At 58.0% G+C, this 13,214-nt stretch carries 3 protein-coding genes; all 3 read left to right on the forward strand.

The window, feature by feature from the left end:
• Window positions 1-20: 20 nt before the first annotated feature.
• Window positions 21-12,437: a hemagglutinin repeat-containing protein gene (locus KZX66_RS23430; protein ID WP_248083620.1), complete on the forward strand. Its 12,417-nt coding sequence runs from the start codon at window positions 21-23 to the stop codon at window positions 12,435-12,437.
• A complete protein-coding gene (locus tag KZX66_RS23435; protein WP_248083621.1) occupies window positions 12,434-12,718 on the forward strand; it encodes a hypothetical protein in 285 nt (94 codons plus the stop codon). Before KZX66_RS23430 ends, KZX66_RS23435 begins: the two co-directional genes overlap by 4 nt.
• A gap of 96 nt (window positions 12,719-12,814) precedes the next feature.
• On the forward strand, window positions 12,815-13,214 hold a 400-nt coding region (locus KZX66_RS23440), incomplete at its 3' end, for a transposase (protein ID WP_248083622.1).

The raw sequence follows: 13,214 nt of genomic DNA on the forward strand, positions 1-13,214 counted from the left end.
CTTGGGCATCGAGACATCACATGGACGTTCGCCAGTTCGCTTTCCTCGCGCGCCAACCTTCTGCGGCCTTGAAAAGTCGTTCCAACTTTCTGGGCTTGCCCAAGCGTGGCTTAGCGTTGGTGTTGGCCAACGCTATGTTCTGGCAGCCGTTGCTGGCCCAGGCGGATGGGATTGTGGTCAGCGCACCGGGTACGACGCTGGGCCAGGCGGGCAATGGCGTACCGATCGTCAACATCGCCGCGCCCAATGGCAGCGGGCTGTCGCATAACCAGTTCAGTGATTACAACGTCGGCGCCAACGGCGTCATCCTCAATAACGCCACCGACCGTACCCAGTCGACTCAGCTCGGCGGCATCATCGTCGGCAACCCGAATTTTCGCGGCAGCGCCGCCAACGTCATCCTCAACGAAGTTAACGGCGGCAGCCCCAGCCAACTGCGTGGCTACACCGAAGTGGCGGGGCTGTCGGCCCATGTGATCGTGGCCAACCCGTATGGCGTCAGTTGCAACGGTTGCGGCTTTATCAACACGCCCCAAGCAACACTCACCACTGGCAAGGCGGTCATCGAAAACGGCCAGGTCAGCCGCTATCAAGTCGATCAAGGTAGCGTGTCCATCGAAGGCGCCGGCCTGAATGCCAACAACATCGACAGCTTCGAAATCATCGCCCGCTCGGCCAAGCTCAATGCCGAGATCCAGGCGAAGAACCTGACGATCATTGCTGGTGCCAACGACGTCGATGCCAAGACCCTAAAAGCCACCACCCGCGCCGCCGATCCTGCGACCAAGCCGCAACTGGCCATTGACTCCTCGGCCCTGGGTGGGATGTATGCCGGGGCGATCAAGCTGGTCAGCAGCGAAGCCGGTGTCGGGGTGAAACTCGATGGCAAGATGGCTGCTAGTGCGGGTGACATTCAGCTTGATGCCAATGGGCACCTGAGCGTCGTCGATACTGCGGCCACCGGTGCAGTCAACGTCACGGCTGACAGCCTGGAAGCCAAGGGGCCGGTCTACGCCGGCACCACCCTGGATGTGAAAACCCAAGGTGACCTGACCAGTCAGAACAACCTTGTCGCCAAGGACCGCATCACCCTCACCAGCGGCGGCCAGTTGACCAACAACGGCATCATCGAAGGCGGGGTCAATGCCGATAACACTCGTAATGCCACGGGCGATGTCAGCATCAGTGCACAGAGCGTCAACAACACTGGCAAGAACATCATCGCCAGTCGTGACCTGGTTGCTAACGCAACTCAGACCCTGACCAACCAGGGTGGCACGCTCAGCGGACAAACCACCACCCTCAACGCCAGGACTCTGGACAATCAGAACAACGGTCGGGTGTTGGGGAACGGTACGCTGAATCTCGCTGCTAATCAGGTGTTCAACACACAGGGCGTCATCACCAGCCAAGGCAACCTGACCGCCAATCTTGGGCAGTTGAACAACCACAATGGCGAGCTTTCCAGCGCCGGCAATACTACGGTGAATGCCTCCTCGCTGGATAACAGCGATGGTCAGGTGACCGGGGACGTTGCACTGAACATTGGTTTGATAGGCGCCCTGAATAACCAGAACGGTGTGCTGGGCTCCGGCAAGAACGTCAGTATCACTGCCGCCAGTCTGGACAACAGCCATAACGGCAGCCTTATCAGCGATGGCAGTCTGACCGCACGCGTCACTGGCCTGTTCGATAACCAGAGCGGCGACCTGAGCACCAAAGGCGTAGTCGATCTTCAGACTGGCAGCCTCGACAACCGTAATGGCAGCCTGAGCGGTAAGGATCGCCTGACCCTGCGCAGCGATTCACTGGACAACCGCGCCGGTAAAGTACGCGCCACCCATGACCTGCAACTGAATGTCGGGCAACTCGATAACCGTCAGCAAGGCCTGCTCAACAGCCAGGCAGCCATCGACTTCAACGGTACGCATCTGGATAACCGTGGTGGCTTGCTCAGCGCCACAGGTCCGTTGCGTCTGGAGGTCACGAGCACTGATAACAGCGGCGGTCGCATCGCCAGTCAAACCGATCTGATCGCTAACGTTGCGCAGTTCACCAACCAGGGCGGCGAACTGGTCGCTCAGGGCGCGTTGACCCTGAACGGTAAGGTATTGGATAACAGTGGCGGCGGTCTGGTCGGCTCCACAAATACACTGAAACTCAACGTCGATACGGTGGACAACCGTGGCGGGGAAATCTCCAGCGCCGTCGATGTCAGCCTGCAAGGCTCACAACTGAGCAACAGTGATAGCGGCAAGATCCTCGCCGGTACCGATCTGGCCCTGCGCGTGGCACAGATCATTAACCAGACCAAAGGCCAGCTGTTCAGCAAAGGCGTGATGACGGTTATTGGGCAGAGCCTGGACAACAGCGGTGGCAACCTTGTGACTCAGCAAGGTCTGGATATTCGCCTCGACAACGCCCTGAGCAACGTCGCTGGTCTGATCAGCAGTGAAGGGACTCTGACGGTCAATGCAGGCAGTCTTGATAGCACTGGCGGCAGCCTGTCGAGTGCCGGAGCACTGGCATTGGCCACCACGGGCGTGCTGAAGAATCAGGGCGGTTCTATCAGTACAGACAGCACCCTGACTCTCAACAGCGCCAGCCTCGACAACAGCCAAAAAGGTTCGATCAGCGGCAAGAACGCGACCGTTGTAACGACCCGTGCATTCGACAATACCCAGGGTGGTCAACTGATCAGCGGCGATACCCTGGACCTGAGCGCGACTCAGGTGAGCAACGGTGTTGCCAGCCGAATCGCCAGCGATAAAGCATTGACCGCCAGTGTCACCGGTTTCGATCAGCAGGGCGGTCAACTGTTCAGCAAAACCTCCCTGAGTCTGGACCTGAATCAGGGTCAGTTGAACAACCAGAGCGGCCTGATCAACGCACCGTTGCTGATGCTGAAAAACCTCAAGGACATCAACAACCAGGGTGGTGAAATCTCCAGTGCCCAGGCATTCGCACTGAACGCACGCAACCTCGACAACAACAACGGCAAGTTGATCAGCAATCAGGGCCTGACGCTGCGCATCGAACAGTTGCTGACCAGCGTCAAGGGACTGATTTCCGCTCAGACCCTGGACCTGCACAGCGCCGGTCTGGACAACACTGGCGGTCTGATCAGCAGCCGCGGCACCCTCGGGATAACGGTAGACGGTCAGGTCGTCAACCAGGATGGCACCCTGATCGCCGACGGCAATGTGCAGGTCAGCGCCGACAGCGTGGACAACCTCCGTGGCCAGATCGCCGGTAAAGCCGATGTCACGACCAGCGTCGCAAACTTCAATAACCAGGGCGGGCAGTTGATTGCAACCGGTGGCCTGACGCTGACCGGTACCAGCCTCGACAACCGCAAGGGTGGCCTGGTCGAGGCAAACAACGCACTGAACTCGAACGTCGGCTCCGTCGATAACCGTGGGGGCGAGTTGTCGAGCGCATCCGACGTTAGCCTGGTGGGTAATCGCTTGGACAACAGCGATGGCGGTCAGGTCGTTGCGCAGGGCGCGCTGGCACTGACAGTCGATCATGTCATCAACCGCGTCAAAGGCTTGCTGTCGGGCAAGACTGACCTGACGCTGATTGGACAGGACCTCGACAACAGCGGTGGTTTGCTGTTGAGCCAGAAAAATCTCAAGGCCGGAATCTCCGGCTATCTGACCAACAGCCAAGGTCTGCTGAGTGCCGAAGGTAGGCTGGACGTCACCTCATCCAGCCTGACCAACACCCTCGGCAGCCTGTCTGCTGCGGGGCCGCTGACGTTGACCACTACGGGCGTCGTACTCAACCAAGGCGGTGAGATCGTTACCGACGCCGGCCTCGTGCTCAATAGTGCCAGCCTCGATAACAGCAACAAAGGCAGCATCAGCGGCAAAGGCGCCGTGCGCGTGAACACAGGGGTGCTGGATAACAGCCACAACGGGCGGCTGAACAGTGGCGACACGCTGGACCTGACAACCTCTCAACTGACCAACCAGGACAGCGGTCGAATCGCCAGCTCCGGCGCCCTGACCGCCAGCGTCACTGGCCTGGATCAACATGGCGGTCAACTGTTCAGCAACACCGCCCTGACGCTGGACATGAACCAGGGCCAACTGAACAACCAGAACGGGTTGATCAGCGCGCCGTTGCTGATGCTCAAAAATCTCACCGACATCAACAACGATGGCGGTGAAATCTCCAGCGCCCAAGCTTTCAACGTGACGGCTCGCAGCCTGGACAACAGTAATGGCAAGCTGTTGAGTAATCAGGGCGTAACCCTGCGTGTTGATCAGGCGCTGACCAACCTCAAAGGCCTGATAGCGGCCGCGGCACTCGATGTCAAAGCGGCCAGCCTGGACAACAGCGGCGGCACGCTGACCAGCCGTGCCAATCTGGACCTGAACCTCGACGGAGTGCTGAATAACCAGAATAACGGCCTGATCAACGCCACCAGCGGTCTGACCATCAACAGTCGCCGCCTCAATAATCAGAATGGCTCACTGTTGGGCAGCGCAATTGCCATCGATTTTGGAGCGGCCACGGCAGACCTGGACAACAGCGGCGGCCTGATCAACACCGCAGGCGTTTTGAGCATTCAGCACTTACGCGACCTGAGTAACCGCAACGGTGAAATCTCCAGCACTCAAAGCCTCGGTCTGAATGCGCGGGCGATCGACAACACCGCTGGGAAACTGATCAGCAACAACGTACTGACAGTGAATGCCGACGCCGTGCAAAACCTCGGTGGCTTGCTGTCCGGCTGGCAGGGCCTGAACCTGACCAGCAACGGTCTTGATAACCGCAACAAAGGTACGCTGTCGAGTCGCGACGGCGATGTTTCCGTCGCCGTCAGTGGTGCGGTACTCAATAGCGGTGAAGGCGCAATCGTCAGCCGCAAAAACCTCAATCTCAACGCGGCGAGCCTGGATAATAGCAACGGCGGCGTGGTCTCCAGTGGCGGCGACCAGACCCTGACCGTCGGCGGCCTGCTGAACAATACCCAAGGCGGGCTGATCGACAGCGGTTCGGCGCTGGTGATTCAGGCGATGACGCTGGGGAATGCCGGCGGCACCGTCAACGCCCATCAGGGCCTTGGCTTCACCGGTACCACGCTGGATAACACCGGTGGCAACCTGGTCGGCAACGCGGCGGTGACCCTCGACTTGTTGGGCGTGCTGACCAACACCAATGGCAAACTGGCCGGCGTTGGCCCGTTGCGGGTTCAGCGTTCGACGCAAATCTATAACCAGGGCGGCCAACTCGTCAGCCAAGGCTTGATGACGCTGCTCACCGGCGGCCTGGACAATCGTAATCGGGGCACCGTCGCGGCCAACGATCTGCTGACGATCACCACATCGGGCGCCCTGCAGAACAGTGCTGACGGCTTGATCTACAGCCAGACAGGCGACTTGAATATCCAGGCGGCCAACCTCGCCAACGCCAAAGGTACCTTGCAAAGCCAGGGCGCGTTGACCGTCGTCACGGGCGGCGATATCGACAACCAGAGCGGCCGGATTATCGCCAAGGCCGGTGACCTGTCGATCAACGCCAACAACCTCGACAACCGCGGCGGCGTGCTTTCCAGCCTGCAAGCCGCGTTCAACACGCACCTGACCGGTGCGCTGAAAAACGGCTATGACCTGAACAACAACCGTCAAGGCGGCTTGACCCAGGCACAGCGCTTGAACCTGACCGCTTTGGGTAGCATCGATAACTACGGCGGGCGAGTGTCGGCGCAAAGTGGTGATGCGATCATCACCACCGGCAATTTCGACAACCGTAACGGCGGCCTGTACGCCAAAGGCAAGATCAACGTCACCGGCAGCAACTTTGACAACAGCGGCGACAACGATGGCCAGATTGCCGGTCAGCAGATCGACCTCAACCTCAGTGGCGCACTGAACAACCGGCTGGGCATCATCGAAAGCGACAGCACCCTGGCAATCAAGGCCGCGAGCCTCGATAACCAGACAGGCCAACTGCGCGCCCTGGGCGGCAGCGGCAAAACCGACTTCCAGATAGGCGGGCTGTTTGACAACCGCAACGGCACGCTGGAAAGCGCGAACACCAACCTGAGCCTGGCGGCAGGTGGCTTTCTCAATGCTGGCGGCAGCTTGCTGCATGTGGGCGACGGCACGTTCGACATCTCTACCGCCAACGTCACGGGCGCCGGCGGCTCGATCGTCACTCGCGGCGGCCTGACGCTTAACGCCGACAGCTGGAGCAACAGCAACGTCATCCAGGCCGCGCGCCTGAACGTCAACGTCAAGAATTTCAGCCAGACCGCCAGTGGCCAACTGTTGGCGTCCACCAGTCTCGTCGGTAGCGGTGGCAATTGGACCAACGACGGACTCATCGCCAGTGACGGTGCGCTGAGCCTGAACCTCGGTGGCACGTACTCAGGCAATGGCCGGCTCAGCAGCCTTGGGACACTCGGACTGAGTGCCGGGCAAGTGAGCCTGAACTCTGCTTCGAGCATCGCCGGCGGCGGGGACACGACGGTGTCAGTCGGAGGTCAACTGAGTAACGTCGGTCGCCTGACCTCGGCGACTAACCTGACCGTCAACGCAGCGGGTATCAACAACCAGGGCACGCTGGGCAGTGCTCAAGCGCTGACCGTAACCACCGGCTCACTGGCCAACGATCGCGGGCTGATCTTCAGTGGCGGCAACATGGGCCTGCGGGTCAACGCGCTGAACAACAATTACGCCAACATCTACAGCTTGGGCAACCTCACGATTGACCGTGACGGCCAAGGCGCCCAGGCCACCAGCATCCTCAATAATTCCGCGTCGATTCAGAGCGACGGCAGCATGAGCCTCTCGGCGAGCACCATCCAGAACACTCGGGACGTGCTCACCGTCAACAACGCAGGCATCTACACCGCCAGGATCGGAGAAGTGACCTGCATCCAAGGGTACAACGCAGGTGACTGCAGCGGAAAACAGAACCACGTTTGGGAGATCGTCCAGCGCGAGAAACTTGAGGTCACTGCGGCCAGCGCTGCGTCAAGCATCACGGCTGGCGGCGACCTGACCCTGAACGGTGGTGACCTGCTGAACCAGAGCAGCACCATCGCAACGGCGGGGAAATTGAGCGCCACGCTGGTCAACCTGACCAACAGCGGTGTTGAAACCGGTGAAACTGAAACCACCCGTATCTTCTTGTCCGAGCGAACCAGCAACGCGGGCGGCTGGTACAGCGCCGCAAATGCCTTCACGAACCAGTATTGGTATCAAAGCAGCGGCTACAACGCCGCTAACCTGAGTGGCCTTCAGGGCGGGATGGCCAACTTTATTGGCATGACCGAATCCGAGCTTGTGGGGTTGGGCAGCACCCGCAAACTGGCTTCTGGCGACCAGAGCTACGCGGCGATCATCCAAGCCGGCGGCACGGTCAACGTCAACGCCCAGAACACTATCGGTAACGGTGCCGTACGCCCTGGTTATACCTATGTAGGCAGCGGCCCGCGCACCGATACGGGGGCGGCGGGCAGTGCGTTCTCCACACGTATCAGCCTCAACCAGCAATTGCCGCCTAACCTCTCACAGCAGCAAGTCAACCCATTGTCCCTGCCGGGCTTCGCGCTGCCCACCGGGCAAAACGGCCTGTTCCGTTTGAGCGCTCAAAGCAGTACTACCCCGGTGACCACCGGTGCGCAGAGCTGGACCATGGGCAGCGGCGCCGTCAGCCCGGACCAGCGTCAGCAAGCACTGCCCAATGTTCAGCCCCGCAGCATTCAGCTGGGCAACAACGCTCAGGCTTCGGCCAGCAGCGTGGACCTGACCGCGACAGATCGTCAGACGCCAAACGTGAGCGCTGGGGCCAGCGCAATCAATGCCAGCACGCCGGCCGCTGACGCGGATAGCTCAGCACTGCCCGGTCGTTCCACGGCGTTTACCGTTAACCGCGTCCAGGGCTTGCCCGCCAGCAGCGGTCAGTCCAAACCGCAGAAATACCTGATCGAAACCAACCCGGTGCTCACCGACCTCAAGCAGTTCATGAGCTCGGACTACCTGCTGTCCAACCTCGGTTACGACCCGGACCAAAGCGCCAAGCGTTTGGGTGACGGTTTCTATGAACAGAGTCTGATTCAGCAAGCCGTAGTCGCCCGAACCGGCCAGCGTTACATCGACGGCCAGACCTCCGACGAGGGCATGTTCAAGTACCTGATGAACAACGCCGTCGCCAGCAAACAGGAGCTCAACCTGTCGCTTGGTGTCAGCTTGACCTCCGAGCAAGTCGCAGCCCTGACCCACGACATTGTCTGGATGGAAAACGCCGAGGTGAACGGCGAGCAAGTGCTGGTGCCAGTGCTGTACCTGGCCAACGCCAACAATCGCCTGGCCGCCAACGGCGCCCTTATCCAGGGCAGTGACGTAACCCTGATCGCTGGTAAGGACCTGAACAACGCCGGCACATTGAAAGCCTCCAACAACCTTTCCGCCACGGCCGGCAACGACTTGGTGAATAGTGGTCTGGTCGAAGCGGGCAATCGGCTCGACCTGCTGGCCAGCAATAATCTGATCAACAAGGCGGGCGGTGTCATCGCCGGGCGCGACGTCTCACTGACCGCCGGCCGCGACGTGATCAACGAACGCACCGTCACCACCCACGAAAGCAGCAGCGGCTACCGAACCGAGCGCACTGACTTCGTCGATAACGCCGCCCGTATCGAAGCCGCCAACGGCCTGACCGTCAAGGCTGGGCAAGACGTCAACAACACAGGTGGCGTGCTCAAAAGCGGCACGGACACCACGATCGTTGCCGGACGTGACGTTAACGTTGTATCTGCTGAACAAGTCACCAGCGGCGTGCGTGGTTTGCATACGGACCAGACCATTACCCAATACGGCTCGACCGTCGATGCAGGGCAAGACTTGAAGGTCAGCGCTGGCCGGGATGTCACCGCGATTGCCAGTCAGATTGCTGCCAAGCGTGATGTGAGTATGAGTGCGGTGGGTGATCTGACCCTGGCTTCGGCGGCGGATGAGCAGCATTCGTATGGTAAGACCAAGAAGGTGACGAGTCAGGAGGATCACGTTCAGCAGGTTTCCACGACAGTGACTGCTGGAGGCAACGTTGCCTTGAATGCGGGCCAGGATCTGTTGGTAAGTGCCAGTCGTGTAAGTGCCGGGAAGGAAGCGTACCTGTACGCAGGAAACGATCTAGACCTGAACGCGGCGCAAAACAGCGATTACAGCTACTACCGCAAAATCAAGACCAGCAGCGGTTTGTTGTCCAGCAGCCAGCAGACACGCATCGACAGCAGCAGCTCTATCACTCAACAAGGCTCCTCCATCAGTGCCGACACGGTGGTCGTCCGTGCCGGTCGGGACATTGGCGCTACCGCCAGTGACGTAGTTTCCACCAATTCCACCAGCTTGATTGCTGGGCACAACGTTGTGATCGATGGGGCAACTGAAACCTTCGAAGAAAGCCATTCTACGTCGAGTAAAAAATCCGGCCTGTTGGGGACTGGTGGTATAGGTTTCACCATAGGTTCGACTAGCTTTCAAAATACATCGAGCAGCACTACTGAGAGTAGTAAGGCCAGTACCGTCGGCAGCGTTCTTGGCAGTGTCGATATTCAGGCCGGTAAAGATCTGACCATAAAAGGTTCTGATGTTATTGCAGGCAAGGACATCAACCTCATTGGCCAAAACGTCAACATCATTGCGGCCGAAAATAACAACAAGAGCGAGCAAACCTCTAAAAGCAAAAGCGGTGGGTTGACGCTGGCACTCTCCGGAACTGTCGGCAGTGCGGTCGATACCGCTTATCAAACGGCCAAGCAAGCCAAGCAGGAAGACGACAGCCGTGTATCCGCCTTGCAAGGTATCAAAGCAGGGTTAACTGGCGTTCAGGCTTGGCAGGCTGCTCAGCAGAACGGTGGAATGACTGCTGACAACGCCGGGCAGTTTGTCGGTATTAGCATCTCCCTCGGTGCGCAGAAGTCCAGTTCAAAACAGACCCAAGAACAAACGATTAGCCAAGGCAGTAGCCTGACCAGCGGCAACAATCTCAGCATTGTCGCCGTCGGTAACGGTACTCCTGGGGTAGACGGAGATATCCATGTTCAAGGTAGTAGCCTCAAAGCAGTCAACGACATTTCGCTGGCCGCTGAGCGGGATATCCGTCTTGAAGCAACCGCCAATAGCCAAAAGCTGGATGGCAAAAACAATAGTGGCGGTGGCGCAATCGGGATTAGTTTGGGGGTTGGGCCTCAAGGCGGTGGCCTGAGTATCTTCGCCAACGCGAATAAAGGCACTGGTAATGAAAAAGGTACCGGCACCACATGGACTGAAACCACGCTGGACGCAGGACATCAGGCTAACCTGGTCAGCGGGCGAGACACTGCCCTTAAGGGCGCACAGGTCAGTGCTGACAAAATCGCTGCCAGTGTCGGTCGCGATCTGACACTGCAGAGCCTTCAAGACACCGACAATTATAAGTCTAAGCAAACTGATGTGAGTGGCGGCGTGAGTGTCGCGATCATCGGCACAGGTGGCTCAGCCAGTCTTAGCGTCAGCCAAACCAAGATTGACTCCAAATACCAAAGCGTGCAGGAGCAGACCGGGTTATACGCGGGTAAAGGTGGTTATCAGGTTGATGTGGGTAATCACACACAACTTGATGGAAGCGTCATCGCCAGTACCGCAGAGGCCGATAAGAATCGGCTGAGTACAGGCACTCTCGGTTGGAGTGATATCAAGAACGAGGCCGAATACAAGAGCCAAATGCAAAGTGCCAGCGTCAGCAGTTCCAGCGACGGCAGTGGCGGTTTTACCAGCAACATGCCCAGCGGTACTTTGATCGCTTACAACCATAGTGGTAGCGCAAGCGGTACGACCTCATCGGCCCTCTCCAATGGCACCCTCGATATTCGCGACCCTGCCAAACAACAGCAAGATGTGGCGACTCTTAGCCACGATGTCGAACACGCCAACGACAGCATCAGCCCAATCTTCGATAAAGAGAAAGAGCAGAAGCGCCTGCAACAGGTAAGGCTGATCAGTGAGATCGGTACCCAGTCGATGGATATCATTCGCACGCAAGGTGCCATTAACGCTGCCAAAGCTCAGAAAGATCCAGCGGCGATCGCAGCTGCACGAGACAGTTTGATCGCAGGGGGTAACACCGATCCAACAGCGGAGCAAATTGCGACGCAGATCACCAATACCGTTATGCAGCAGTATGGTACGGGCAGCGATTATCAACGTGCGGCGCAAGCAGTCACAGCAGCGTTGCAGGGGCTCGCTGGCGGAAATATCGCGCAGGCGCTAACCGGCGCCGCTGCGCCCTATCTCGCAGAGCAAATCCACAGTCTGACCGCCGATAATCCCGAAGCCAACTTGATGGCGCATGCGGTGCTAGGGGCGCTGGTTGCGCAAGCGCAGGGCAACTCAGCGCTGGCCGGAGCGGCAGGCGCTAGTGTTGGAGAGCTAATAGCGCGCCAGCTCTATCCAGACAAGAAGACCGCCGATCTGACAGAGAGTGAGCGGCAAACAGTATCGGCTTTGTCCACCCTAGCTGGGGGATTGGCAGGTGCGATTACCGGTGGAAGTGCTGCGGGTGCTGTGACCGGCGCGGGTACGGCTCAAAACGCCGTTGACAATAACTTTCTCAACCAAGGGCGGCCTGATGCCTACGCTGCCCGATACGCCGGTTGCAAAGGTGAGACAGGTTGCGAGCTTACTGTCAGAAAGGACATCGCTAAGGAGTCAGCGGAAAATATCAACAAGCTGAAAGGTTGCTGGGACGCCGGTGACACTGTTTGTGTAGCCAAGATGCGCGAGCAGGTTGAAACCGACAGAAACGCTTACACGAAACTCAAGACCCAAGACGCTATGGTCGGGGGGGCGTACGAACAGGTTGCCGAATTTTATGCAGACGTCATCGACAATTGCGGGGGCAAGTGTGAGTGGCTAGAGGCTGCATTGAAAAAAACGATAGGGGATGGTATTAACATGGCGGCCTACGCTGTGCTCGGAGGTGGTGGTGTTCCGAGGGGGTCGACAGGTGCGGCACCAGGTGAAAAAGCAGCACTTCCTAGTTCGCCTCAGCCAGCGCCACTAATTAGTGATCTCGGGTCAAATTACAGAGTTATCACGCCCCGTGGTCCAGGTGCAGCAGAAGGACCATTGCCCCCTGGATATACACCAGTATCTCGCTGGGTTTCCCCTGAAGAGGTTTCCCAGTGGATGCAAAATGGAGGGACGGCTATTCCTAATGGCGTTGGAGCTGGTGGGCGTGTTTACGTAACAACTCCGGGTGCGGCTAAGCCAGGCGGGACTGGTCCTATTCGCATAGACTTTGCCGTTCCAGAAAAGGCTATCAGTCAGGGTGGAAAACCGGAGTGGGGGCAAATTTTTCAGCCAAATCAGAGTTCACCCATTTATAACGTTAAAATTAATGTGCCTGATGGCATAAAAATTCCAGGGGTAATACCATGAGTTTTATTAATGTTGTTGAATATGGGGTTGTTATTCGCCGGCAAGAGTTGTTATCTAAATTTATAGATATTGATAGGCTGTTAGCTGTGCTTGAGTTTGATGCGCCACTTGATATAAGTACTGATTTGGTTTCCTTTGGGCCTTGTTTTGGAGGAGAGGCGGCGGATGAACTTACTCGGCGCTTAGAGGCACTGGGCTTACAATACGTTGATGATTTTTTTGTGTTTTCTGGCGAGTTTCCATTTTGGTGTAAATTTAAGGTAGGCATAAGTTCTGATTAGAGGAGAAAGGAGCTGCTGTAGAAGGCTTAGAAGGAAATCCTGAAAAAGACTTCCTGATTTGGCAAAATCTCCGGACACCAATCGCCGAGCTTTTCAATGAAGCAAATGACCTTCGCCGATGCCGATTACGCCGGTAAGCGCAAGCAGACCCGCAAGGAATTGTTCCTGATCGAGATGGATCGGGTCGTACCCTGGAAGGGTTTGATTGCCCTGATCGAACCTCATTACCCGACGGGCGAAGGGGGGCGTCCGGCCTATCCTTTGATGGCGATGCTGCGGGTTCATCTCATGCAGAACTGGTTCGGTTACAGCGATCCTGCGATGGAAGAAGCGCTGTACGAGACGACGATCTTGCGCCAGTTTTCCGGGCTGAGCCTGGAGCGGATCCCAGATGAAACTACCATCCTCAACTTCCGTCGCCTGCTGGAAAAGCACGAGTTGGCCGCTGGTATTCTCGGCGTGATCAATGGCTATCTGGGCGACCGTGGCTTGTCGC

The sequence above is a fragment of the Pseudomonas sp. EYE_354 genome (genome assembly GCF_023148575.1).
Lineage (GTDB): Bacteria > Pseudomonadota > Gammaproteobacteria > Pseudomonadales > Pseudomonadaceae > Aquipseudomonas.